Source organism: Pseudarthrobacter sp. PH31-O2, assembly GCF_030063265.1.
GTDB lineage: Bacteria > Actinomycetota > Actinomycetes > Actinomycetales > Micrococcaceae > Arthrobacter.
Map to the genome: position 1 here is coordinate 244,829 of NZ_JASIST010000004.1, position 22,635 is coordinate 267,463.

The following is a 22,635-nucleotide window of genomic DNA, read 5'->3' on the forward strand; positions in this document are numbered from 1 at the left end:
TTTCGAGCGCTGTGTCATCCGGTGACGCTGCCCTGGGTGAGGCCGGCGACGATATAGCGCTGCAGGGCGGCAAAGACCAAGAGGATGGGCACAATGACCAGTACGGCGCCGGCCATCAGGATGCCCCAGCCGGAGCCGTTTCCTTCCGAGTTCTGCAACAGCGTCAGGCCGACGGGCAGTGTCATGGTTTCCGGCCGGTCGGTAATGATAAGGGGCCAGATGTAGTCGTTCCATTCGCTCACCACTGTGACCAGGGCGACGGTAGCGATGGAGGGGCCGGAGACCGGGACAACGACCTGCCACAGCCGGCGCCAGTGGCCCGCGCCGTCGATCTCGGCAGCCTCCAGGATGGAGCCGGGCAGCGTCATAAAATGCTGGCGCAGCAGGAAGGTGCCGAAGGCGGTGCCGAGTCCGGGCAGGATGATGCCCCACAGCGTGTTTTTTCCGCCCATGCCCGCGATCAGGATGTAGTTGGGCAGGATCGAAACCTGCGGCGGCACCATCAGCGCGACCAGGATAAGAATGAAAATGGCGTTCTTGAAGGGAAAGCGCACAAAAACCAGGGCGTAGGCGGTCAGGATGGCCAGGATCACCTTCACGGTGGCGCCCACGGTAGTCACAATCAGGCTGTTGAGGAAGAACTGGGCAAACGGCACGGTGGTCATCGCAACGCGGTAGTTGTCCAGGTTTACGCTCTCCGGCAGGAGCTTGAGGTCCATGGTGATGATTTCACCGGGTTGCTTGAGGGAACTGAGGACCATCCATAGCAGTGGCAGGACCACGACGAGGGTGCCGAGGATGAGGGGGACGTAGCCGCCGGCGATTGTCTGCACCAGGTTGGCGCGGGAAAACGGCCGCTGGCGCGGCACCTCAGCCTCGGTGCCGGAGGCGGCTGCGGCCGGGGGATCGGGATTCACGGGCGAGAGTGTGCTCACGAGTAGTGCACCTTCCGTTCGACGAACCGCACCTGCAGCACGGTGATGATGAGCAGGATGCCAAAGAGGATCACGGAGATTGAGGCGGAGTAGCCGGCCCGGTTGAAGGCACCGAAAGCCTGCAGGTATGCCTCGTAAATCAGGGTGCTGGTGCCGTTGCCCAGCGGGGTCATGATCCGGATCAGGTCGAAGGCCTGCAGGGAGCTGAGCATTGTGGTGATCAGCAGGAAGAAGGTTGTGGGAGAGAGCAGCGGAACCGACATGCTGACGAAGCGGCGGAAACCGTTGGCGCCGTCCAGGGAGGCGGCCTCCATCACATCCTGGGGGAGCGACTGCAACCCGGCGAGGTAGACGACGGCGCAGTAGCCGAGGTTTTTCCAGACATAGACGATGATGACCATCACCAGGGACAGTTGCGGGTCGTTGATCCACTGGGGGCTCTGCTGGCCGAAGCCTCGCAGCAGCCAGGCGAGCACGCCGTAGCCGGGATCAAAGATGAACAGCCAGACCAGCCCAACGCCCACACCGCTGAGCACGTAGGGGGCAAAGACGGCGGACCGGGCGAAGGTGGTTCCGCGGACTTTGGAGTTCAACGCGAGGGCTACCAGCAAACCGAGGACCATGGAGCCGCCAACGGTGATAACGGTAAAGACGGCGGTGGTCCCCAGGACCTTGGCGGCGTCGGCGCTGGTGAAGAAGTTGATGTAGTTGTCGAAGCCGACGACCGTGGCGGAAGCGGAGCCAAGGGTCCAGTCAAGCGTGGAGTAGTAGATGTTATTGATCAGCGGCAGGTAGGTAAACACCGCTATCAGTGCAAGGTTTGGCAGGGCCAGCGCCAGGAAGACCATAAAATCCCGGCGGGTCCGGTTGGACCAGCGTCCCCGGCGCGGGTCCGGTGCGACAGTCCGGGCGATAGCCGGAGGACTCTCGGTCAATTGTCGTGTCATAGGGGTCTCTAACGGATCCGGGCCTGCCGATGGCAGGCAAGTGGGCGGGGGATCAACAACACTTCACCACACAGGTGGTGGGCGGAACCCCGATCAAGCCCCGGTCGGAGCATTGTTTTGGCAGGCTTCCGTGCCCGTTTACCTAATGTTGGTTGCAGTATTACACAAAGTTCGCCCGGGACCGTGTGATGTGCGCCGGTCATGTTCACGGCGGCTGCGCGCACAATGGACCCATGACTGCAATCACTTCGATCACGGACGTGCCGGGAATCCGGGTGGGCCACACGGAAAGGACGGCCGCCGGGTGGCTCAGCGGGGTGACGGTGGTGCTCGCTCCGGCCGGCACTGCGGGCTCCGTCGACGTCCGCGGCGGCGGCCCAGGAACGCATGAAACCGACGCGCTGGACCCCACAACCCTGACCCGCACCGTTGACGCCGTCGTACTCACCGGAGGGAGCGCCTACGGCCTGGCCGCCGCCGGCGGGGCCCAGCGCTGGTGCGAGGAGCACGGCCGCGGGTTAACCGTGCCCGGCGGACTGGTCCCAATCGTGCCGGCGGCGGCAATCTTCGACCTTGGCCGCGGCGGCGACTTTGCTGCCCGCCCGGACGCCGCCATGGGCTACGCGGCCACAGCGGACGCGGCCGGCCGCACTGAAGGGCACGCCGTCGAACGAGGCAACGTAGGCGCCGGCACCGGCGCCCTCATTGGCCGGGGGACCTATAAGGGCGGCATAGGCACAGCCTCGATCACGCTGGAGAACGGCGTCGTGGTCGGGGCCCTCGCCGTAGTTAACGCCCTGGGCCTGCCCTACGAGGGTTCCGGCGCGATCACTGATCGGCAAGCGAAAGCCACGGCTGCGCCGCCGCTCAACACCACCCTTGCCGTTGTAGCCACCAATGCGGTCCTGGACAAAGCCGAATGCAAACGCACCGCTTCGGCGGCGCATGCCGGTCTGGCGCGGGCACTGTATCCCAGCCACACCCTGGCCGACGGCGACACCGTCTTTTGCCTCGCCACCGGCGCCCTGTCGCTGGACCGCAGCAGCGAGGCGGCTCGGCAGGGGAGCCTGATCAGCCTGCAAAGTGCGGCTGCCGACGTCGTCCGCCTGGCGATCCTGGACGGGATCGCCAGCGCGCGGGCCGTGAGCACTCCGGCGGGCCACTTTGGTGCATACGGACGCTGAGTGCGCTACGATGGCTGGATTTAACATTTCGGCGGCAATGCCGTAGTGTTGTCTGTTGGTTGTCTGCCCTGTTGTGCCCTTTTGTGGCCGGGAGGCATCAGCCAATCAATCAAAAACGTCCGTGGTCATTTCCGGTGCAACCGGAAGGGCTGCGGCAAACAACAGTTAGCGGAGGGTATGGCCAAGAAGGACGGGGTCATTGAGATCGAGGGCGTTGTGACTGAGGCGCTGCCTAACGCGATGTTTCGCGTTGAGCTCACCAACAAGCACGTCGTTCTGGCACACATCTCTGGAAAGATGCGCCAGCACTACATCAGGATTCTCCCTGAGGACCGGGTAGTGGTGGAGCTGAGCCCGTACGACCTGACACGTGGTCGTATCGTCTACCGCTACAAGTAAACACTGGACGGCCAAGGCAACAGCCGAAGGCCGGTCCAGCTGACCACTGCAACACGCAAAGGAACGCCATGAAGGTCAAGCCGAGCGTCAAGCAGATCTGCGAAAAGTGCAAAGTGATCCGCCGTAATGGCCGGGTCATGGTGATCTGCGAGAACCCGCGCCACAAGCAGCGCCAGGGCTAATTTCCCTTTCGGGAAATCCTGGGTTGCTAACCCACGCAAGTAAATAAAAGGCAGCACAAGCTGATCTGGGACGTATGGGCCCGGACAGCTAACCCCCGGTCGGAGGCTGGGGCCGCACGCACCGTGCGGGTGTACTGCCTACGACCTCCGGTTTATTCAAGGAGCACTGCCTCTATGGCTCGTCTCGCTGGCGTAGACATTCCCCGCGAAAAGCGGTTGGAAATTGCGCTTACTTACATCTACGGCGTGGGCAAGACCCGTGCACACGAAACCCTGGCTGCCACCGGCATCAGCGCGGACGTTCGGGTCAAGGACCTGTCCGACGCCGAGCTCGTCCAGCTGCGTGATTACATTGAAGGCAACTACAAGGTTGAAGGTGACCTTCGCCGCGAAGTAGCAGCAGATATCCGCCGCAAGGTGGAAATCGGCAGCTATGAAGGTATTCGCCATCGCAAGGGCCTGCCAGTGCGCGGACAGCGTACAAAGACGAACGCACGTACCCGCAAGGGCCCGAAGCGCACCGTCGCAGGCAAGAAGAAGACGCGCTAAACCGCCCGTCTTCCACCCGATAACTTTCTGTAGGAGAAAAAATGCCCCCGAAGACTCGTGGCGCGGTTCGCAAGCCGCGTAAGAAGGACAAAAAGAATATCGCGCTGGGCCAGGCGCACATCAAGAGCACCTTTAACAACACCATCGTTTCCATCACGGACCCGAATGGTGCTGTCATCTCCTGGGCTTCCTCCGGCGAGGTTGGCTTCAAGGGCTCACGTAAGTCCACCCCGTTCGCCGCCCAGATGGCCGCCGAAGCCGCCGCAAAGCGTGCACAGGAGCACGGTATGCGCAAGGTTGACGTATTCGTCAAGGGCCCGGGCTCGGGACGCGAAACGGCAATCCGTTCACTGCAGGCCGCTGGCCTTGAGGTTGGATCCATCCAGGATGTCACCCCCAGCGCCCACAACGGCTGCCGTCCGCCGAAGCGCCGCCGCGTCTAAGGCTTTGCCCCACCGGTGCTTGCCCGGACCGTCAAAGGTCCGGGCAAGCCCGGGCGCGTTAAGTCTTCAGACCGATCTTTCCACCACCTGTGTTGCGTCATATAGCGGATGCTCGCCGAAAGGAAACCTAAGTGCTCATTGCACAGCGCCCCACCCTCTCCGAAGAGGTAGTCTCCGACAACCGCTCCCGTTTCATCATTGAACCGCTGGAGCCTGGTTTTGGTTACACCCTCGGAAATTCCCTCCGCCGTACCCTGCTCTCCTCCATCCCCGGTGCCTCTGTCACGAGCATCCGGATCGATGGCGTGCTGCACGAGTTCACCACGGTTCCGGGTGTCAAGGAAGATGTCACTGAGATCATCCTGAACATCAAGAACCTCTCGGTCTCCTCCGAGCACGACGAGCCGGTTGTTGCCTACCTGCGCAAGCAGGGCCCGGGAGTCGTCACGGCCGCGGACATCGCTCCGCCGGCCGGCGTCGAATTCCACAACCCGGATCTGCACATTGCCACACTGAACTCGAAGGGCAAGTTCGAACTCGAACTGACCATCGAGCGCGGCCGCGGCTACGTTTCGGCAGCTCAGAACAAGTCCGGCGACTCCGAGATTGGCCGCATCCCGGTCGACTCGATCTACTCGCCGGTGCTGAAGGTTACTTTCCGCGTGGAAGCTACCCGTGTTGAGCAGCGCACTGACTTCGACAAGCTGATTGTCGACGTCGAGACCAAGCAGGCCATCGCCCCGCGCGATGCGGTTGCTTCGGCAGGTACCACCCTGGTGGAACTGTTCGGTCTGGCCCGCGAGCTGAACACCGCAGCTGAAGGTATCGAGATTGGCCCGTCGCCGACGGATGCTGCGCTGGCAGCAGACATGGCCTTGCCGATCGAGGATCTGGACCTCACCGTCCGTTCCTACAACTGCCTCAAGCGTGAGGGCATCCACACCGTGGGTGAACTCGTTGCCCGCTCCGAGGCTGACCTGATGGACATCCGTAACTTTGGTGCGAAGTCCATTGATGAGGTCAAGGCAAAGCTTGTTGAACTGGGCCTGTCCCTCAAGGACTCCCCTCCCGGATTTGACCTCGCAGCACGCGCCGCAGCAATTGAAGAGGACGACGCCGCGTTCAGCGACGACGAGCTCTAACAAACAGATCTTGGCCTGCCGGCTGGATGCACCACGGTGCGCAGCCCAACGGCTTCCATATGAGGAGAAACTATTATGCCTACCCCCGCTAAGGGTCCGCGCCTCGGAGGCGGAGCAAGTCACGAGCGCCTGATGCTCGCGAACCTGTCCGCCGCACTGTTCGAGCACAAGCGGATCACCACCACGGTGACCAAGGCCAAGCGACTGAAGCCGTACGCCGAGCGCCTGGTGACTTTCGCCAAGCGCGGCGACCTGGCTTCCCGCCGCCGTGTACTCGGTTTGATCAGCGACAAGGGCATCGTCCACGAGCTGTTCACCGACATTGCGCAGGCAGTGGAGAACCGCAACGGCGGCTACACCCGCATCACCAAGATCGGCAACCGTAAGGGCGACAACGCTCCCATGGCTGTCATTGAACTGGTTCTCGAGCCGGTTTCCGCGAAGCAGGCAGTCGTAGCCGAGGCTACCTCCGCCGCCAAGCGCGACGCCGACAAGGCGGCCCCGGTTGCTGAGACCGACGCTGCCGAGACCGAAGAGGCTCCGGCCGCCGAGGTCACCGAGACCGAAGCAGTTGCTGCCGAAGAGGCTCCGGCCGCTGAGGAAGCCGCCGCAGAGTCCAAGGACGCGAAGTAATTCGCTGACTTCTTCGCCTAGACTTATGTCTATGAACGACCAGAAACCCGTTGCCCCCGTCCGAGGGGGCGGCGGGTTTTTGCGTATCCGGCTGGATCTTGCGTACGACGGCGGGCCCTTCAGCGGGTGGGCCGTCCAGCCCGGCCGGCGAACTGTCCAGGGCACGCTCGAGGACGCCATTGCGATGCTGATCCGCCGGCCCGTCAGGGTCACCGTCGCCGGGCGGACCGATGCCGGGGTGCACGCACGCGGACAGGTGGTGCACGTTGACCTCAGCGCGGCAGAGTGGACGGGCCTGAACCGCGGCGTGGAACTGGACCCCGCAGTGGCCCTGCTCCGCCGCCTCCGCGGCTCCCTAAGCCGTGGTCTCGGCGACCTCACCGGCGCCATCGAGGTCCATAGGGTCGCCATCGCCCCGGAGGGCTTTGACGCCCGGTTCTCAGCGCTCTGGCGCCGCTACAGCTACCGGATTGCTGACGGGCCTGCGCTTTGGGATCCACTGGGGCGGACCTCCACCCTGTGGCACCCGGAACAGTTGAACGTCGGGTTGCTCAACGAGGGTGCCTCCCAGTTGCTGGGCCTGCAGGATTTCCGTTCGTACTGCAAACCGCGGCAGGGCGCCACCACCATCCGGGAGCTCCAGCGCTTCGAGTTCGCCCGCGGTGCCGACGGGGTATTAGTGGCCACGGTCCAGGCGGATGCGTTTTGCCACAACATGGTCAGGTCGTTGGTTGGATCAGCGCTGTTCGTGGGGGCCGGCATCGAGACGCCGGACTGGCTCTTCGAGCGGCTGATGGCCCGCCAGCGTGATGCCAAATCCGTGCTGGCTGCCCCGCATCCGCTGGTGCTGGAGGAAGTGGCCTATCCCTCGGCGAGCGGGTTGCTGGCTAGGGCCGAGTTGACCCGGGCGTTGCGCCGAGAGCAGCCCGCAGTGGATTAGAAGGCCGGCGGGGCGGCCTCGGCGGGCAGAACCATGGTGAAGGTGCTCCCGCAGCCCGGACGCGTCGTGCAGCTAAGGGAACCGCCGTGGCCCTCAATGATCGCCTTGGTGATGGACAGGCCCAGCCCGGCCCCGGGGATCGGGCCCTCACGAACCGCCGGGCTGCGGAAGAACCGGGTGAAGATCCGTTCGGCGTCGCTGGCGGTCATCCCCATTCCGGCATCCTCCACGTGCAGCAGCACCAGCCCCTCCGCCGTACTGGCGGAGACGTGGACGCTGCCGCCGCCGGGTGAGTACTTAATGGCATTGGAGACGAGGTTGTCCAGGGCCTGGCTGATCCGCAGCGGATCAACATCGGCCCAGAGCGGGTCCGGCAGGTCCATGGTCAGCAAGACCCGGGACGCGTGGGCGTGGGCTTGGGCCGAGCCGAGGCTCGCTTCCACAAGGCTGGTCAGGTCAGTCCGGCGCGGATGGACGTAGACGGTCGCGGTCGCGGACATCAACAGGTCCGAGACAAGGGCCAGCAGGCGCTCGGCGTTGCGTTGGGCCACTTCGACCCGCCGCTCGGTGGTGGTGGAGAGCTCCGCGGAATCACCGAGGACCAAGTCCAGGTTGCCGATGATCGAGGTCAACGGGGTGCGGAACTCATGTGAGACGGTGGAGACGATGTCGTCCCTGACGGCGAGGGCCTCCACCAGTCCGGTGACCTCGGTGAACACCACGACGGAGCCGCAGAATCCGCCGTCGTCGTCCCTGAGTGGCCGCGCGCCAGTGGAGACCACCCGGCTGCCGGGGGGTTCGCCAAAGCGCACCAGGTAGTCCGCGAAAGTCTCGCCGGAGGCCGCCCGCCGCAGCGGCCGTCGTTCCGGGGCGAGGGGTGTCTCAGGGTCCTGCCCGGTGAGCAGCAGCCGTGACTCGTCCGTACCCTTCGCGGCGCCGGCAGGGGTGGCGGACTCCTCCAACGCCGTTTGCCAGCTGTTGGTCAGCAGGCGGCTGCCCGCGGCGTTGACGGCGACGATGCCAACATCGACAGTGTCCAGGATGGTTTTGAGAAGCCGCTCGCGTTCCCTGCTGGCAGCAAGCAAGGCGTGCAGCTGGGCCTCTTGGGCTTGGATTCGCCGTTGCTCCTGGTGCACCCGAAGGCGGGCGAAGCGCAGGGCGACCGACACGGCAAGTGCCGTGCCCGGCAGGAGCAGCAGCGCTGCGATCCGGTCCGGCCCGGCGGCGTTGGCCGGGATCCACGGCAGGACGGCCAGAAGCGGCCCGAAGAAGCTGATGGACAGGCACGCGGCTGTGGGCAAGCCGGAGCTGGAGATCCAGACCACCGGCAGGATGGACAGCACGCCGACGCTGGACAGGCCCCCGGGGCTGCCGCTGAACCCGATCGCGATGAGGTCCAGAAGTGGGATCATCAGCGTGGCAAGCCGTCCGAGACGTTCCCACGGCACCACAACGCATGCCAGCAGGGCCAGTGTGTGCAGTGCCACGGCGAAAAGAAACACCGGATCGCTGAAGAGCCCTTGCCAGCTGGCGGGTGATGCCAGGACGACGACGGCCATGGCCACCGCCAGCGGCAGCTGGCAGGCCAGCGACCGCACCCGAGGCCCCAAGGCACTGAAGTAGCCGTCCACCCTTCGGACCAGTTGCTGTTCACTCACTGAAGCTTTACTCCTTCCTCGCTTCTCCAGTTTTACACCTCCTGTCACACAAGATTGACTCAACACTTAGGAATTGGCCTTCTATTCCTGCGCCGGAACCGTCTTTTCCGGGTCCCCGTGGGTATCCTGACAATGCCGGTGGGGGCCGGTGTGATCAGCATTGCCGGCGCGTCCGCGTCGGAAGATGGAGCAGGACCTGATGTGAGGGGCGCCATGACTGACCTTGGAGTCGCTGTCGTCGTTGAGGACGACGAAGACGTTCGAAACCTGATCGAAGCCGTACTGAGCCAGGCGGGATTCGACGTCCATTTGGCAGACCGCGGCCGGGAAGGGGTGGACGTCGTCCGTCGCTTGGACGCTGACGTCGTCACCTTGGACGTTGGGCTGCCCGACATCGACGGCTTCGAAGTACTGCGCCGGATCCGCCTGTTCAGTGATGCGTACGTCGTGATGTTGACAGCGCGAACGGACGAGGTGGACACACTCACCGCGCTGCACACCGGCGCCGACGATTTTTTGACCAAACCCTTCAGGCCCCGCGAACTCCGTGCCAGGGTGGCGGCGATGATGCGGCGGCCCCGGCAGAACACTATCAGCGCACCACTCGGCACTGCGGTCGCTGCGGGTTCGGCCGCCCCGGCTGTGCCGCAGGATTCCATGTTGCGTCACAACGGTCTGGAACTTAACCCGGACAGCAGGACGGTCACCGTGGAAGGTGCGGCCACCAGCCTTACCCGCAGCGAGTTCGATCTACTGCATGCCTTGCTCAAGGGAGCCGGTGCCGTCCGCTCCAAGTCTGACCTGGTCCGCGTGGTGCGTGGCGAGTATTACCCGACGGATGCCTATATCGGTGAATCCGACGAGCGGGCCGTTGAGGTCCATATCGGGAATCTTCGGCGGAAGCTGCGCGAGGATCCGCTGCAGCCGCGCTGGCTTCAGACGATCCGCGGTGTGGGGTATCGGCTCGCTCCCCAGCGCGGCTAGTTTTCCCGGAGGATGAAGCCGTACTGCAGTTCGTCCACGGTGTCGCTGCCGCTCTCGGCAACTTCGGCCAGGAGGGACCGGGCGCGGTCCATGTCGCCGGCTCGGATGGCAGCCTCAAGTTCTGCGGCGAGCTCGGCCAGTCGCACTCCGCCAACCATCTCCGAGGACGTTTTAAGGCTCAGCACAGCCTCCAGGGAGCCGGCCTGGTCCCGGCGCCCCAGCGCCGACGCCAGGCAGCTGTAGCGGCGATCCCACATCTTTGCGTAGTCTCTGGCGAAACCTTTGGCTGCGGAAGGGCTGTCCAGCTGGGTACCGAGATCCTGGAGCGCCGCAGGGTCGACGAGGGGTGCAACTGCTGGATCGGCTGCCTCGCGGACTTTCAGGCTGGGTCCGCTGGCGGTGGCCTCGCCCGAGGGGGCAGTGTTCGCGCCGCCGTCGTCTGGGGGACTTGTAATGCACATGTGCCCAACGTTACTGCCTCCACCCGGACACGCTCCGCGTTCTGGGGGTTCCTGCGGAAACCTTTCGGCTTGCCGCAGGAAGGTCTCCTTACAAGCCGCTGAAAGTCGCGATGGCGTTAATGACGGCTGGGCCGAGCAGTGCGATGAAGAGCACGGGCAGGATGCAGAGCATGAGCGGGAAAAGGACCTTGACGGGGATCTTCATGGCTTGCTCCTCGGCCCGCTGCCGGCGCTTCCGCCGCATTTCGCTGGCCTGCGTCCGGAGTACCGCGGAAATCGAGATTCCGTACCGGTCCGCCTGCAGGATGGCGTTGACGAAGCGACGGAGGTCCGGCGCGCCGGTCCGGTCCGCGAGGGCCAGGTACGCCTCGCGGCGAGACATCCCGATGTGCATATCCTGCAGGGTCCGGACCAGCTCGGCGGCCAGTGGTCCTTTTCCGTTTTGGCCGGTCCGTGACATGGCGGCATCGAACCCCAGGCCGGCTTCCACAGCGATGGTCATCTGATCCAGCGTATCCGGCAGTTCCAGTCCGATGGTGGCCTGGCGCTCGAGCCCCCTGCTGTAGATCAGGAGATCGGGGAGGAAATAGCCAACCATGGTTACGGCGATCGAGAGCCACAGTGTCTTGGCGCTGGGATCATCTCTGATCAGCAGTAACCCGACGACGACGGCGATGCCCGCGGCGGCGAATTTGGCGGCCATGAGGCGCTTGAGCGGCCACGCGGGAGGACGGCCCGCCAGGGCGAGCTGCCGGTCCAGGTTTGCCACCAGACGCCGGGGGGTGAACCGTCCGGCGAAAGACTCCAGTACCGAGTTCCTCGCTTTGACGGGCTTCTTGGCGGGAACAAGCCCCCGGGACAGGTTTGCCACGATGGAATCCTTCCCGGCGACACGGGTGCCGACGACGGACCACGTTGCCAGGGCAATAGCCGCCATGATCAATCCGATAGCTGCACTAGCCGTTGCCGACATAAGAAACTTCTCCTCTCAGGCCTTCGCTAGAACTTGAACTGAACGACTTTGCGCAGCCAGAGTCCGCCCAGACTGAAGAGGACTGCCGCGGCGCCGACCATCGTGAGGCCCAGCGGTGTGGTCACCATGGGATCCATGTACCCCGGGCTGATGACCATCAAGGCTCCCGTGATCGCCACCGGCAGCAGCATCAGGACCAGCGCCGAGATCTTCCCTTCGGCGCTGAGAGCCTTCACCTGGCCGCGGATCTGGCTCCGCTCCCGGATGGTCTGGCCCACCTGGTCCAGCACGTCAGCCAAGTTGCCGCCAACCTCCCGGTGGATGGCGATGGCTTGGGCCACCCATGAAAAATCCTCCGAGCGCATGCGCAGGGCGGCGTCGTCCAGAGCCTCGCCCAGATCCCGGCCGAGCCTCGTTTCGTTGATGATCCGTGCGAACTCAGCGGTGGTGGGGGCCTCGGCTTCCCCGGCCACCGCGTCAATGGCGCGCAGCAGGCTGTGGCCGGCGCGCAGGCCACCGGCGAGAAGCTGCAGGGTCTCGTCGAGCTGTGCGGCGAATTTTGCTCGGCGGCGCGATGCCAGGAACCGCAGGATGAAGCGCGCACCGAACGGCGAGAGTAGCAGGAGAATCAACGCCGGAAGCGGACCTAGCACGGCCAGCGCTACGGCGCCGATGATGGCCGCGCCGGCCAGTCCGAGCACCACAAACTCCGCGGCCCTCATACTGAGGCCTGCCTGTTCCAGCGATGCCGCCACCGCTGCAGTGTAGTTCCGCCGCTTCAACAGGGATTCCACGGCTGCAGTTGCCCGGGCCCCCATACCCCCGGCTAAGGTGCTCCGGCCGGGAACTGTGGCGGCCCGCCGGTTGAGCAGGGTGGCCGGCCTACGCGGCGCCACAACGAACAGAACGGCAACGCCCAGGGCCGCGTAGCTCAACAGAAATCCCAGGATCATTTCCATGAGTTTGCCTTCGTCATCGGGCCCGGGCCAATACGGGAGCAGGATTGAAAATCCCGGGGGAGAGCTCTATGCCGAGTTCCGTGAAGCGGTCCGTAAACCGCGGGCGGACCCCGGTGGGCATCGGCTTGCCGAGGAAACGGCCGTTGGCATCGAGTCCGGCGCTGTAGTCGAAGACAAATGCGTCTTGAAGGGTCACGATCTCGCCTTCCATGCCCTGGACTTCGGTGACATGGGTGACGCGGCGGGTGCCGTCGCGGAGCCGGGTGAGTTGGACGATCACGTCCACGGCGGAGGCGATCTGTTCCCGGACTGCGCGCAGCGGCAGGTCCATCCCGGCCATCAGTACCAGGGTTTCGAGCCGGGCGATGGCATCCCGGGGGGAGTTTGAGTGGACCGTGGACAGGGAACCATCGTGGCCGGTGTTCATGGCCTGCAGCATGTCCAGGGTCTCTCCGCCTCTGACCTCACCCACCACGATCCGGTCGGGCCGCATCCGGAGGGAGTTGCGGACGAGGTCGCGGATGGTGATTTCGCCTTTACCCTCAATGTTGCTGGGCCTGCTCTCCAGCCGGACCACATGGTCCTGCTGCAGTTGGAGCTCGACGGCGTCCTCGATGGTGACGATGCGTTCGCCGTCCGGAATGAAGCTGGACAGGACGTTGAGCAGCGTGGTTTTGCCCGTCCCGGTGCCGCCCGAGACGATGATGTTCAGGCGGGCTTTGACGCAGGCGTCGAGGAGCTCGGCCATTTCCGGGGACAGCGTGCCGAAGCCGATGAGGTCGTGGACCTGGAAGGGGTCGGTGGCGAATTTGCGGATGGTCAGTGACGACCCGTTGACGGCCAGCGGCGGGACAACGGCGTTGACTCTGGATCCGTCGGCCAGCCGGGCGTCCACCAAGGGCGAGGATTCATCGATGCGCCGTCCCACCCGCGCAACGATGCGCTCGATGACCTTCCGGAGGTGCGCTTCGGAGGCGAAACGGACCCTGCTGCGGGTCAGTTTCCCATCCTGTTCGACGTAGATCATGTCCGGGCCGTTGACCATGATCTCCGTGATGCTCTCGTCGTCAAGGAGGCGCTGCAGGGGTCCGTAGCCCAGGACGTCATCGCTGACGCCCTTGATCAGGCGTTGTCTTTCATCCTTGGTCAGCGGCACCTGCTCGGCCTCGACCACCTCGATGAGCTCTTGCTGCACCAGCGCGTGCAGCTGATCCTCGGTCAGGGACGTATCAATCAGCCGGGTGCCCAGCCGTTCGAACAAAATGGAACCGGCCCGATCTTTCAACTTCGCCAGGGCGTCCCGGGCCGGGGCGGCCGCCGCCGGCGCGGGTTTCCGGGGACTCCCGGCGGCGTACGGGGGAACCGGCTGGGTGGTGCCTGCCGCGCGAACGGAGCGGGCGTCCGGCGCACTCTTGACCGGGGCCGGGACCGGTGCAGGGCCAGGCGCAGGGGCAGGGATAGAGGTCGGGTCCGGGGCGGGCATCAGTGAGGATGCGGGTGCGGGGCGGTCAGGACGTGCGGGTGCTTCGTAACGGGCCTGCTGTCCGGCAGTGTCGCGGGCAGCCTGCAGGCGCTGGGCGAGGTTCATTTGGCTCCTACCCGGTGCCGGGGCCCGTACCGCCGGGGCGGGACTGCAGGGGCGACGAAGCGGGCCAACAATGTTTGCAGTGCTTTGGTGGCCGGTCCGCGGACCGCTCCGTTCAGCAGGGGGGATCCCTGGTTGGTGGAAAGAGCGACCGCTCGGGAGCGCGGTATCACCACGTCCACGCTGGTTCCCAGCGCAGTCTCCACATCGCGCAGTGAGACGCCGGCCTTGAAGTCCGCGCCGTTGAGGATCATATGCCGCTTGAGCGGATGCATCCCCAGCTCGGCCAGCACGTCCAGTTCCCTGCGCATGCCCCGGACGCCCGGCACATCAGGACCGGTGACGAAGATGAAATCCGTGGCTTGGTCCAAGGCGGCAAGGGTGTGGTCCGACAGGCCGGGGGCGGTGTCCACTACAACATAGCGGTACTGGCTGGCCAGTTGGCCGAGCAGGTGGGCAACGTCCTCGCCGGTCAGTCCCTCGGCGGCGTCGGGGGAGTCCGGGGCGCAGAGTGCATAGAGACCACTGGGATGGGCGCTCAGGAACGTCTTGAGCACCATGGTGTCCCGCCGCGCGGGACCGTGTACGGCGTCGGACACCGAGTGTTCAGCGGAGATGGCGAGTGCGCTGGCAACGTCGCCGAACTGCAGATCCAGATCCACCAAAACTGCGCCGTGCGGCGCTGACCTGGCGAGGCCCACTGCGAGATTGCTCGCGATAGTCGTCTTTCCGACGCCGCCCTTGGGTGAGACGACGGCGATGACCCGCCCGGCAGGCGTCGCAGCCTTGGTCTGTTCCACGGGCACAGCTCTGCGGTGCACAGCGGCGCTACGCACGGCACGGTGGAGCAGCGCCGCGATCTCGGCAGCACCGGCCTCCGGTTCCAGCAGGTCAAGGACTCCGGCGCGCAGCGCCGCCAGCACAACGCCGGGGTCCGGCTGAGCCGCCAGGAGTACCGCCACTTCGGGGCATTCTACGTCGAACGCCGTCGCGAGCGTCAGCGCCAGCTCCAGCGGCATGCCCGGGCCAAGGATCAGAACCTCGAGATCAGCGGGGCGTTCCAACTGGCTCCGAACGTCGGCAGGGCGCCCCGGAAGCCTGCCGCCCTGCCAGCGGTGGACGTCCCCCTGCAAGGGCCCCGTGGCGGCTGCCCCGATCCGGCCCGGCAGGCCAGGATCATCGGTCACGACGACGTAACGGCTCACTTGTAGATCCCCTCGCGGCTCAGTTCGCGGGTGCCGTCTTCCCCGGCGGTTGAGGGTTCGCCGGAGAGCCAGATGGTGCCGAACTCCTGTCCATAGACAACTTTCTCCGCGTTTGCCGAGGTCAGTGCCAGGGTCACCAGCAAGTTCTCGGATGCGGCCCCCGGGCTGGCTTCGGAGCTCGATTTTTCCGTGACAGGGGCGGTTGCTCCCTGGACGGCAGTGACTAGGACTTTGTGCAGCGTCAGATGCGTGACTTCCGCCGGCGGTTTGGTTATGCCAGCACCGAGGGAGATGAAGATCCCCACGGTGTCCCCGGCCTTGAGCAGTCCGCCCACCGCGCGCTGCGGCGCCAGGAGGATCGACACCTCCTGCATCCCGGCCGGCACAGTGGCAGTCCCCGGGTCCGTCGTGGTGGCCGGATCCCGGAATCGGGTGCGCAGGAGCTGTTCACCGGGCACCAGGTCCACGGTTGTGACGAGTCCGCTGATGGCTGCAGGATCGGACACGGCGTCAGCCGCAAGAGTCTTTGCGGGCACAGCTTGCCGCGTGGCGCTCTGCAGCACCGTGGCTGAAGGGGTTCCGGCGGGCACCGCCGCGCTGACTATGAGCACCTCGGAGGTCTGGACTCCAGCGAAAGCTCGCTGCTCTGCGCCGTTGGTGTAGGAGACCAGCAGGATGCTCCCGACCACTGCCAGCACGACGGCTGCTACCGATGCCAGGACTCTGCTGTTCACTCTGATTGCTCCTACAGGGTTAACGCGACGAAGAAGGCGTTGAGGGACTTTCCGTCCAGCTCCTCAACGCCGAAAGACTGGAGATCCGCGAGGGAGACCAGCGTAATGAATTTGCCCTTGACGCCCGTGCACTTATTGCAGCCAGCCTCCGATCGCTGCTCGCTCGGCCAGCTGTGCGCGGTCACTTTGAGGGCGGCGAAACCGTCGATAACGTATGACACGTTGTTTCCGTTGCCGGAGGCGCTGGCGTAGACCGGAAGGAGGATGGTGGTGCCATCAATGTGGCATCCCTTGGGGCCGCTCTTGCCCGGCTCGCCGCCGATGACCTGGTGGACGTCGACGGAAGTCTGGCAGTCATTCCTTGCGTCTGCGTCTAGCCAGCCAAAAGCGCCCGGTAATGTTTGGCCACCTGCGCCGGTGCAGGTGGAGGTACTGGTGATCCAAAGCTCAACATCTTTGGGTGCCGAATCGAAAATGCAACGGGGGGCGGTGAACGGAAAAACGGTGGCTTTTGACGGGCTGCCCCACGAGGCCTTTGCCTCCGCCTCTACCGTGGTGGACTTGATGCCCAGGACCGGGGCAAACCAGTGCCGGACGGCGCTGCCGCCGTCCGGGGTGGCGGTGCTGGTCCGGACCGTCACGGAGTTCCCGGAAATGACGGCCGTGGCGGCGGAAACCCCGTCGTGGGCGTTCTTCCCGGCGAGCAGCGTGGCCGTGGCGTCGGGATTGGTGCATCTTCCCGCAGCGCAGTCCTGAGCAATGGCCAGAGCCGCAGCGTCGGCCCCGTTCTGTAGCTGGAACCGTTCCGCATAGATCATGCCGACGTCCACCACGATTGCGGTCATGCCGAGCAACACCACCATAAAAATTGCCATGATCACGGCCACGGCGCCGTCTTCCCCGTTCCTCAGCTGCCTGTTCAGCCGCCGCATCGCATCACCGCCCGTCCGGTCAGCGGGACAGAGTCGGCGAAGAGGCCGGACAACAGATCCACGGAGTAGGTGATGGTGACCGTTACATCCGTGGCGGCGGCGCAGGACGCCGGCGTGACCTGGATGTTCCCGGCGTTGAGCCGGGGATTGAGGTTTGGCGCCGCAGCGATCGCCGTGTTGATCGCCGTGCCGGGCAGCTTCTGGATGGCCATCACCCGTACCGATTCCCGGGCGGCGGCGCTCAGCTGCAGCTGGGCGTTGAAGACCCGGCCAAACTCGATAACCCCCAGAAGAAGCAAAAGAAGCAACGGAACGATCAAGGCGAACTCGACTGCGGCGGCGCCGCGCTCTGAGGATGATCGTTCCATTGCTTCTTTCGGCAGACGTAGGGAATGCGGCCACAATCAACCGAGGCACCGCAGCGCCTCGAGAGGCAGCTGTCCGGCCGGGCCGGCTACTTGAGCGTGGTCTTGGCGCTGAGGCCCGTGAAGAAGGCGCTCAGGTCTTTGCCGAAAGCGGTGACACCGACGATCAGGACCACGGCGATCAGGGCCACCAGGAGGCCGTATTCGACCGCGGTGGCGCCCTTTTCATCGTTGCGAAGGCGGGACTGGAGCGTGAAACCGAGGGTGTGCAGGTTTGCTGCCAGACGAGCGAACATAAAGACTCCTGAAGAGAGATGCGGCTGGCCCAGCGCCAGCTCCAGAGTATACGTTAGAACGTGCCAGGACGCTTCGGGCCGGTGCTGCGCGCAAGCTGCGCAAAGGCTTGACGTACGGGCTGTTCCTGCGCTGGACCTGTGCCTACGCTGGGAAATGGAGCGCTCCTCGCGGGCTACGACGTGAACAAAACAACCCCCAGGGCCGCCGCGAGCAGAGAGGGCCCAAAAGCAACCTCAGCCGCTCGGCCCGGTACCTGCCGCCGGATCGCGACTAGGGAGACAATCCCCCCGATGACGAAGCCCAGGGCGCCGCCGTAAAGTACCTGGCTCCAACCCAGGAAACCCAGGTGGAGGCCCACAGGAGCGGCGAGCTTCACATCGCCCATTCCGATGCCATGCGGCGACACGAGCGCCAGGCTCAGGAATACAACGAACAAGACCGCCGCCCCGGCCACTGCGCGAAGAAACCCGAACCAATCGGTCGTGGCCACGCTACTGACAGCGAAGAGCGCCAAGCCGGACACGAGCAAGGCGCCCACGAGTGGATTTGGCAGCAGGCGGAGAGTGAGGTCGATGCGGGCCAGCTGGACGGCGAGCACGCCAAGCACCAGAAAGGCTGGCAGCGACCAGACCGCACCGAACCGGAGTGCCAGGGCGACGCAAAATAGGCCAGTCAGGGCCGACGTCGTAATTCGTGTCCATCTGGCCGGCAATACGCCAAGGCGGGGGAGCGAGCGAGCGATCGCCAGCTCGGAGAGCATCGCCGCGAACAGGCCGAACAGTCCCGCGGAAATGACGAGGAGCGGCCCGGCGCTGGCTGCAATACCTGATAAGGACACTAGGACTCCCTGACTGGAGCAGCACGGGGGCGGGCCGGGCTGACCGTGCACCGTGCACGGGGACACCCCATTTTGACCCAGCGACACGTCTTCGGCTATTCTTGGTAGTCGTTGTGCGTGTCCTTCTCGATGATGCGTGCCCACGTGGGAATCCGGTTGCAGGATGACTACCCGGTGGGCACAGTCGAGACCTCAGGATGACTGGTTACATAGAGCCCTCACCTCTGTTCCGGTAACGCATAGATAGTAGGTGCACCTTCGTGTGACGCCTAAAACAAGAACGCCAGAACAAGAACGAGGCAAACACCGTGCGTACGTACACCCCGAAGCCCGGCGATATCAACCGCCAGTGGCACGTCATTGACGCCACCGACGTTGTCCTTGGTCGTCTTGCCAGCCAGACCGCAATCCTGCTGCGCGGCAAGCACAAGGCCACCTTTGCGTCCCACATGGACATGGGCGATTTCGTCATCATCATCAACGCTGAAAAGGTTGCCCTCACCGGCGCCAAGCTGGAGCAGAAGCGCGCATACCGCCACTCCGGCTACCCGGGCGGCCTGACCTCGGTCACCTACGCGGAGCTGCTGGAATCCAACCCGGTTCGCGCCGTGGAGAAGGCCATCAAGGGCATGCTCCCGAAGAACTCCCTCGCTGCACAGCAGCTGGGCAAGCTGAAGGTCTACAAGGGTGCAGAGCACCCCCACGCAGCCCAGCAGCCCAAGACGTACGAAATCACCCAGGTCGCCCAGTAGTCCTGGCCACCAACCAACTTTTTATCAAGGAGAATCGTGGCTCAGAACGAAGAACTGACCACCGAGGCCGTTGTGGCTGAGGAAAACCTGACCAGCTACACCTCGGAAAGCGGTCCTGCAGAAGCAGAAGCGCCCAAGAAGGAACGCCCGGCCCTCACGGTTGCCGGTGCAGCAGTTGGCCGTCGCAAGGAAGCCGTCGCACGCGTTCGCATCGTGCCCGGCACCGGCAAGTGGATCATCAACGGCCGCGAACTGGCCAACTACTTCCCGAACAAGCTGCACCAGCAGGACGTCAACGAGCCCTTCAAGATCCTTGATCTTGATGGCGCCTATGACGTCTTCGCCCGTATCCACGGTGGCGGAATTTCCGGCCAGGCCGGTGCCCTGCGCCTCGGCATCGCCCGTTCACTGAACGAGATCGACACCGAGAACAACCGGGCCACCTTGAAGAAGGCCGGTTACCTGCGTCGTGACGCCCGCGTCATCGAGCGCAAGAAGGCCGGCCTCAAGAAGGCCCGTAAGGCTCAGCAGTACTCCAAGCGCTAAACTGCGCTGGCGCGAAAGCCCGTTCCGCCCATTGTGGCGGGGCGGGCTTTCGCCGTTTGCCCTCCGCAACGGCCGGTATTCGGCCGGCGCCGCGGGCTCGGCGGGGCCCGACGGGCGGAAGATGGCCCGCCATCGTCTAAACTTGACCCGATGTCTAGATTATTTGGAACAGATGGTGTCCGGGGTTTGGCGAACGGCCTGCTGACGGCCGAGCTGGCGATGCAGCTGGCCCAGGCCGCGGCAGTGGTGCTTGGCCACGACCGTAATACGAGCGTGACCCGGCCGCGTGCCGTGGTCGCCCGGGACCCCCGGGCCAGTGGTGAATTCATCGCAGCTGCCGTCGAAGCGGGGCTTTCCAGCTCCGGGATCGACGTGTACGACGCCGGTGTGCTGCCGACCCCGGCCGCGGCTTATCTGGTGGCAGATCTCGACGCAGACTTCGGTGTGATGATCTCCGCTTCGCACAATCCTGCCCCGGATAACGGCATCAAGTTTTTTGCCCGTGGCGGCCAGAAGCTCCCTGACGCCGTTGAAGACGCCATCGAGGAACAGCTCGGCAAAGAGCCATTCCGGCCGATCGGGGGCGATGTTGGCCGGATCCAGCGTTTCTCGGACGCCGAGGACCGTTACATCGTCCATCTGCTCGGCACCCTCCCACACCGCCTGGACGGTCTTAAGGTCGTTTTGGACTGTGCCCACGGTGCGGCGAGTGGCTGTTCCCCCCAGGTCTTCAAGGACGCCGGCGCTGACGTTGTTGTTATCGGCGCGGAACCGGACGGCCTGAACATCAACGACGGCGTTGGCTCCACCCATCTGGGACCGCTCAAGCAAGCAGTCCTGGAGCACGGTGCGGACCTCGGGATTGCGCATGACGGCGATGCGGACCGCTGCCTGGCCGTTGACCACGAAGGCGGTGAAGTGGACGGCGATGAGATTATGGCCATCCTCGCCGTTGCGCTGAAAGCCTCCGGCAAGCTCAAGGACGACGTCCTCGTCGCGACAGTGATGAGCAACCTCGGCCTCAAGATCGCGCTGCGCGAAGCCGGCATCAGCCTGCGCGAAACAGGAGTGGGCGACCGCTACGTCCTGGAAGGGATGCGCGAAGGCGGCTACAACCTTGGCGGCGAGCAGTCCGGCCACGTGATCTTCGCCGACCATGCCACCACCGGCGACGGCGTCCTCACCGGCTTGCAGATTGCCGCCCAGGTGGCACTGACCGGCCGTCCGTTGAAGGAACTGGCCGCGGTGATGACCAAACTTCCGCAGGTCCTGATCAACGTCAGGGGAGTGGACCGCACGCGGGTCAAGGGCGACGGCGCAGTGGCTGAAGCCGTTGCGCGGGCTGAGGCCGAGCTCGGAGACACCGGACGGGTCCTGCTGCGCCCCTCAGGCACCGAGGCTGTGGTCCGGGTGATGGTTGAGGCGGAGTCCCAGGACACGGCCCAGCACGTCGCGGAGCGCCTTGCCCAGGTGGTCCGGACCGAGCTGGCCTTGGAGCTCGTCGCCGACTGAGCTTTCCCGCACGCTGTTGTGGAGTGTCCCCCGCGGGGGACACGCCACAACTGCGTGCGGCGCCTTTAGCTGGCGCGCCCGCTCTGGAGCGCGTCGCGGATCTCGGTGAGCAGGGCGATCTGGGGATCCTCGGCTGCTTCTGCCTTGACGTCGGCGTTGATGCCGAGGCGGCGGTTGCGTCGTTCGATCATGTGGTTCATGGGGACGACGACAACAAAGTAGATAGCTGCCGCGATCAGGAGGAAGTTGACGATCGCGGTCAGCAGCACACCGAACTTGATGTCATTTCCGTTCAAGGTAACAACGGCGAAACTGTCAAAGTTGGGCGAACCCACCAGGCCTGCAATGAACGGCATCAGCACGCTCTGGACTAGTGCCGTTACCACGGCGCCAAAAGCGGCGCCGATGACGACTGCGACGGCAAGGTCTACGACGTTGCCCTTGAGAATAAAGTTCTTGAACCCGGTTAGCATGTCCTCAAAATAGCCCGCCTGTGTGAACACCCCGTATCAGGGAGGTTAGTTCCCGTAGCGTGTCGGTCGGCCGCTCCGGAGCTCGGGTCCAGGCACCCGGCCTACCGGTAGCCCGGCGCCGCTTCGAGGCCGAAGTACTCCTCGAGAGTCGCAACGCCCCGGGTGTTCATATCGACCGCCGCTTCCACGCCCACGTAGCGCAGGTGCCAGGGTTCGTAGTAGTAGCCGGTTCGCTCGTGGAACATCCACGGGTAGCGCACCACAAAACCAAACCGATGGGCGTTGGCCTTGGCCCAAAGTGCTGCCGGTTGCGTGGCGAATGCGGGGGTGAAGCTGTCCTGCCCGCTGCCGTCGCCGATGTCGAAGGACCAGCCCGTCTGGTGTTCCGAATAGCCCGGCCGGGCGGAGGCGGTATCCGCACCGGCCTGCCCCTCCGCAGCCACCCACTTGTTATAAGTCGCGATCTGGGTGGCGAAGGAGCGGTACCCGCTGGCCAGGGTGATGGAGATGCCGTCGGCCGCAGCCGCAGCAAACATCTCTTCCGCTGCTGCCGCCGTCGTGCTGTTCAGTAGCGCCGCTTCGCCGGAGGTGGCCAGGCGCACCCGCGGCTGGACGAGGCCGGCCGGAGCGAAGTCGGCGGGGGAAAGTGGCCGGTGCTTGTTCACGATGACCCACGGGCTCGCCGGGTCGGTGAGTGAGTGCCGGGCCGGGGGTGCGGCAGTGGACACCGCGGGGGCCGGGGCCGGGGCCGGAGCTGCTGCTGTTGGCTCGGTGGCTGCGGGACTGTCCGGCAGAATCCCTGCCGCAGCCGTCGCCGAAACCGTCCCCCCGGTGGCTGCCGGCGGCGTTGCCGACACGGACGGCGGCGGCCGGATCCCTTCGGGAGCGCAGGCGCTGAGGACCGCGAGGCCCGAGCCGGCCAGCAGGAGCCGGCTGAAAGCCCGCCTGCCGGGGCCGGCGGCTGACTCCGGTGCCGGCTGCGGCGCGGCCGAACCGTCATGGCACAC

Annotated in this window: 27 protein-coding genes; 12 read left to right on the forward strand and 15 right to left on the reverse strand. The window is 65.0% G+C overall.

Going from position 1 to position 22,635, the window contains the following annotated elements:
- Nucleotides 1-14: 14 nt before the first annotated feature.
- Both QMG72_RS08825 and QMG72_RS08830 read right to left on the reverse strand, forming a co-directional pair.
- Nucleotides 15-935, reverse strand: coding sequence for a carbohydrate ABC transporter permease (locus tag QMG72_RS08825; protein WP_502934654.1), 921 nt, complete (start codon nucleotides 933-935; stop codon nucleotides 15-17).
- The gene (locus QMG72_RS08830; protein ID WP_226774745.1) at nucleotides 932-1,882 is read right to left on the reverse strand and encodes a carbohydrate ABC transporter permease; all 951 of its coding nucleotides are present in this window, start codon (nucleotides 1,880-1,882) and stop codon (nucleotides 932-934) included. The genes QMG72_RS08825 and QMG72_RS08830 overlap by 4 nt, the downstream gene beginning before the upstream one ends.
- A 233-nt stretch (nucleotides 1,883-2,115) precedes the next feature.
- On the opposite strand from QMG72_RS08830, the gene QMG72_RS08835 reads away from it, so the two are divergent.
- The 8 genes from QMG72_RS08835 (at nucleotide 2,116) to QMG72_RS08870 (ending at nucleotide 7,354) form a co-directional block, all read left to right on the forward strand.
- A complete protein-coding gene (locus QMG72_RS08835; RefSeq protein ID WP_283480278.1) occupies nucleotides 2,116-3,066 on the forward strand; it encodes a P1 family peptidase in 951 nt (316 codons plus the stop codon).
- Between the two features lie 177 nt (nucleotides 3,067-3,243).
- The gene (gene infA / locus QMG72_RS08840; protein ID WP_011775571.1) at nucleotides 3,244-3,465 is read left to right on the forward strand and encodes a translation initiation factor IF-1; all 222 of its coding nucleotides are present in this window, start codon (nucleotides 3,244-3,246) and stop codon (nucleotides 3,463-3,465) included.
- A 68-nt stretch (nucleotides 3,466-3,533) separates the two neighbouring features.
- Nucleotides 3,534-3,647 carry a 50S ribosomal protein L36 gene (rpmJ, locus tag QMG72_RS08845; RefSeq protein WP_009358722.1) on the forward strand — a complete coding sequence of 38 codons (114 nt, stop codon included), beginning with the start codon at nucleotides 3,534-3,536 and terminating at the stop codon, nucleotides 3,645-3,647.
- 174 nt (nucleotides 3,648-3,821) lie between these two features.
- A complete protein-coding gene (gene rpsM, locus QMG72_RS08850; protein WP_024366110.1) occupies nucleotides 3,822-4,196 on the forward strand; it encodes a 30S ribosomal protein S13 in 375 nt (124 codons plus the stop codon).
- Nucleotides 4,197-4,237: 41 nt separating this feature from the next.
- Nucleotides 4,238-4,639, forward strand: coding sequence for a 30S ribosomal protein S11 (rpsK, locus tag QMG72_RS08855; protein WP_018773682.1), 402 nt, complete (start codon nucleotides 4,238-4,240; stop codon nucleotides 4,637-4,639).
- A gap of 131 nt (nucleotides 4,640-4,770) precedes the next feature.
- Nucleotides 4,771-5,781 (forward strand): DNA-directed RNA polymerase subunit alpha, encoded by a 1,011-nt coding sequence (locus QMG72_RS08860; protein WP_024366109.1) that lies wholly within the window; start codon nucleotides 4,771-4,773, stop codon nucleotides 5,779-5,781.
- Nucleotides 5,782-5,856: 75 nt separating this feature from the next.
- The gene (gene rplQ / locus QMG72_RS08865; protein WP_253032186.1) at nucleotides 5,857-6,414 is read left to right on the forward strand and encodes a 50S ribosomal protein L17; all 558 of its coding nucleotides are present in this window, start codon (nucleotides 5,857-5,859) and stop codon (nucleotides 6,412-6,414) included.
- Between the two features lie 31 nt (nucleotides 6,415-6,445).
- The gene (locus QMG72_RS08870; RefSeq protein WP_226774742.1) at nucleotides 6,446-7,354 is read left to right on the forward strand and encodes a tRNA pseudouridine synthase A; all 909 of its coding nucleotides are present in this window, start codon (nucleotides 6,446-6,448) and stop codon (nucleotides 7,352-7,354) included.
- Here QMG72_RS08870 and QMG72_RS08875 read toward each other — a convergent pair.
- Entirely contained in the window at nucleotides 7,351-9,012 is a 1,662-nt protein-coding gene (locus tag QMG72_RS08875; protein WP_226774741.1) for a sensor histidine kinase, read from the reverse strand. The two genes, QMG72_RS08870 and QMG72_RS08875, sit on opposite strands and share 4 nt — an antisense overlap.
- Before the next feature lie 213 nt (nucleotides 9,013-9,225).
- Between QMG72_RS08875 and QMG72_RS08880 the strand changes: the two genes are divergently transcribed.
- The gene (locus QMG72_RS08880; RefSeq protein ID WP_226774740.1) at nucleotides 9,226-9,996 is read left to right on the forward strand and encodes a response regulator transcription factor; all 771 of its coding nucleotides are present in this window, start codon (nucleotides 9,226-9,228) and stop codon (nucleotides 9,994-9,996) included.
- On the opposite strand, the gene QMG72_RS08885 is transcribed toward QMG72_RS08880, so the two are convergent.
- From QMG72_RS08885 to QMG72_RS08930, 10 genes are all read right to left on the reverse strand, one after another.
- The gene (locus QMG72_RS08885; RefSeq protein ID WP_226774739.1) at nucleotides 9,993-10,457 is read right to left on the reverse strand and encodes an Hpt domain-containing protein; all 465 of its coding nucleotides are present in this window, start codon (nucleotides 10,455-10,457) and stop codon (nucleotides 9,993-9,995) included. The genes QMG72_RS08880 and QMG72_RS08885 overlap by 4 nt on opposite strands.
- An 88-nt stretch (nucleotides 10,458-10,545) precedes the next feature.
- Nucleotides 10,546-11,430, reverse strand: a complete 885-nt coding sequence (locus QMG72_RS08890) for a type II secretion system F family protein (RefSeq protein ID WP_282468022.1) — start codon at nucleotides 11,428-11,430, stop codon at nucleotides 10,546-10,548.
- A 26-nt stretch (nucleotides 11,431-11,456) separates the two neighbouring features.
- Nucleotides 11,457-12,389 carry a type II secretion system F family protein gene (locus QMG72_RS08895; RefSeq protein ID WP_226774737.1) on the reverse strand — a complete coding sequence of 311 codons (933 nt, stop codon included), beginning with the start codon at nucleotides 12,387-12,389 and terminating at the stop codon, nucleotides 11,457-11,459.
- A 13-nt stretch (nucleotides 12,390-12,402) separates the two neighbouring features.
- Nucleotides 12,403-13,977, reverse strand: a complete 1,575-nt coding sequence (locus tag QMG72_RS08900; protein WP_283480292.1) for a TadA family conjugal transfer-associated ATPase — start codon at nucleotides 13,975-13,977, stop codon at nucleotides 12,403-12,405.
- Entirely contained in the window at nucleotides 13,974-15,179 is a 1,206-nt protein-coding gene (locus tag QMG72_RS08905) for a CpaE/TadZ family protein (RefSeq protein WP_282359736.1), read from the reverse strand. The genes QMG72_RS08900 and QMG72_RS08905 overlap by 4 nt, the downstream gene beginning before the upstream one ends.
- Nucleotides 15,176-15,913 (reverse strand): Flp pilus assembly protein CpaB, encoded by a 738-nt coding sequence (gene cpaB / locus QMG72_RS08910; RefSeq protein ID WP_226774602.1) that lies wholly within the window; start codon nucleotides 15,911-15,913, stop codon nucleotides 15,176-15,178. The genes QMG72_RS08905 and cpaB overlap by 4 nt, the downstream gene beginning before the upstream one ends.
- An 11-nt stretch (nucleotides 15,914-15,924) precedes the next feature.
- Complete coding sequence (locus tag QMG72_RS08915) at nucleotides 15,925-16,845, reverse strand: pilus assembly protein TadG-related protein (RefSeq protein WP_226774603.1); 921 nt, start codon at nucleotides 16,843-16,845, stop codon at nucleotides 15,925-15,927.
- Nucleotides 16,833-17,213: a TadE/TadG family type IV pilus assembly protein gene (locus QMG72_RS08920; protein ID WP_226774604.1), complete on the reverse strand. Its 381-nt coding sequence runs from the start codon at nucleotides 17,211-17,213 to the stop codon at nucleotides 16,833-16,835. The genes QMG72_RS08915 and QMG72_RS08920 overlap by 13 nt, the downstream gene beginning before the upstream one ends.
- Before the next feature lie 86 nt (nucleotides 17,214-17,299).
- Complete coding sequence (locus QMG72_RS08925) at nucleotides 17,300-17,506, reverse strand: Flp family type IVb pilin (protein ID WP_226774605.1); 207 nt, start codon at nucleotides 17,504-17,506, stop codon at nucleotides 17,300-17,302.
- Nucleotides 17,507-17,679: 173 nt separating this feature from the next.
- On the reverse strand, nucleotides 17,680-18,345 hold the full coding sequence (locus QMG72_RS08930; protein ID WP_282359735.1) for a prepilin peptidase: 666 nt from the start codon (nucleotides 18,343-18,345) through the stop codon (nucleotides 17,680-17,682).
- 308 nt (nucleotides 18,346-18,653) lie between these two features.
- Here QMG72_RS08930 and rplM point away from each other — a divergent pair, with 308 nt between their 5' ends.
- The 3 genes from rplM to glmM all read left to right on the forward strand — a co-directional run bounded on the left by rplM (nucleotide 18,654) and on the right by glmM (nucleotide 21,155).
- Nucleotides 18,654-19,097 (forward strand): 50S ribosomal protein L13, encoded by a 444-nt coding sequence (rplM, locus tag QMG72_RS08935; RefSeq protein WP_024367145.1) that lies wholly within the window; start codon nucleotides 18,654-18,656, stop codon nucleotides 19,095-19,097.
- Nucleotides 19,098-19,133: 36 nt separating this feature from the next.
- Entirely contained in the window at nucleotides 19,134-19,643 is a 510-nt protein-coding gene (gene rpsI / locus QMG72_RS08940) for a 30S ribosomal protein S9 (protein ID WP_069949264.1), read from the forward strand.
- Nucleotides 19,644-19,793: 150 nt separating this feature from the next.
- Entirely contained in the window at nucleotides 19,794-21,155 is a 1,362-nt protein-coding gene (gene glmM / locus QMG72_RS08945) for a phosphoglucosamine mutase (RefSeq protein WP_226774607.1), read from the forward strand.
- Between the two features lie 65 nt (nucleotides 21,156-21,220).
- Here the strand turns inward: glmM and mscL are convergent, their stop codons facing one another.
- The gene (mscL, locus tag QMG72_RS08950) at nucleotides 21,221-21,628 is read right to left on the reverse strand and encodes a large conductance mechanosensitive channel protein MscL (protein WP_253032200.1); all 408 of its coding nucleotides are present in this window, start codon (nucleotides 21,626-21,628) and stop codon (nucleotides 21,221-21,223) included.
- Nucleotides 21,629-21,729: 101 nt separating this feature from the next.
- On the reverse strand, nucleotides 21,730-22,635 hold the full coding sequence (locus tag QMG72_RS08955; RefSeq protein WP_283480294.1) for a M15 family metallopeptidase: 906 nt from the start codon (nucleotides 22,633-22,635) through the stop codon (nucleotides 21,730-21,732).

Coding starts and splice junctions, on each gene's coding strand:
- QMG72_RS08830 (WP_226774745.1), bottom strand. CDS start 1,882: ATGACACGACAATTGACCGAGAGTCCTCCGGCTATCGCCCGGACTGTC.
- QMG72_RS08835 (WP_283480278.1), top strand. CDS start 2,116: ATGACTGCAATCACTTCGATCACGGACGTGCCGGGAATCCGGGTGGGC.
- infA (WP_011775571.1), top strand. CDS start 3,244: ATGGCCAAGAAGGACGGGGTCATTGAGATCGAGGGCGTTGTGACTGAG.
- rpmJ (WP_009358722.1), top strand. CDS start 3,534: ATGAAGGTCAAGCCGAGCGTCAAGCAGATCTGCGAAAAGTGCAAAGTG.
- rpsM (WP_024366110.1), top strand. CDS start 3,822: ATGGCTCGTCTCGCTGGCGTAGACATTCCCCGCGAAAAGCGGTTGGAA.
- rpsK (WP_018773682.1), top strand. CDS start 4,238: ATGCCCCCGAAGACTCGTGGCGCGGTTCGCAAGCCGCGTAAGAAGGAC.
- rplQ (WP_253032186.1), top strand. CDS start 5,857: ATGCCTACCCCCGCTAAGGGTCCGCGCCTCGGAGGCGGAGCAAGTCAC.
- QMG72_RS08870 (WP_226774742.1), top strand. CDS start 6,446: ATGAACGACCAGAAACCCGTTGCCCCCGTCCGAGGGGGCGGCGGGTTT.
- QMG72_RS08880 (WP_226774740.1), top strand. CDS start 9,226: ATGACTGACCTTGGAGTCGCTGTCGTCGTTGAGGACGACGAAGACGTT.
- QMG72_RS08885 (WP_226774739.1), bottom strand. CDS start 10,457: ATGTGCATTACAAGTCCCCCAGACGACGGCGGCGCGAACACTGCCCCC.
- QMG72_RS08890 (WP_282468022.1), bottom strand. CDS start 11,430: ATGTCGGCAACGGCTAGTGCAGCTATCGGATTGATCATGGCGGCTATT.
- QMG72_RS08895 (WP_226774737.1), bottom strand. CDS start 12,389: ATGGAAATGATCCTGGGATTTCTGTTGAGCTACGCGGCCCTGGGCGTT.
- QMG72_RS08900 (WP_283480292.1), bottom strand. CDS start 13,977: ATGAACCTCGCCCAGCGCCTGCAGGCTGCCCGCGACACTGCCGGACAG.
- QMG72_RS08915 (WP_226774603.1), bottom strand. CDS start 16,845: ATGCGGCGGCTGAACAGGCAGCTGAGGAACGGGGAAGACGGCGCCGTG.
- QMG72_RS08920 (WP_226774604.1), bottom strand. CDS start 17,213: ATGGAACGATCATCCTCAGAGCGCGGCGCCGCCGCAGTCGAGTTCGCC.
- QMG72_RS08925 (WP_226774605.1), bottom strand. CDS start 17,506: ATGTTCGCTCGTCTGGCAGCAAACCTGCACACCCTCGGTTTCACGCTC.
- glmM (WP_226774607.1), top strand. CDS start 19,794: ATGTCTAGATTATTTGGAACAGATGGTGTCCGGGGTTTGGCGAACGGC.
- mscL (WP_253032200.1), bottom strand. CDS start 21,628: ATGCTAACCGGGTTCAAGAACTTTATTCTCAAGGGCAACGTCGTAGAC.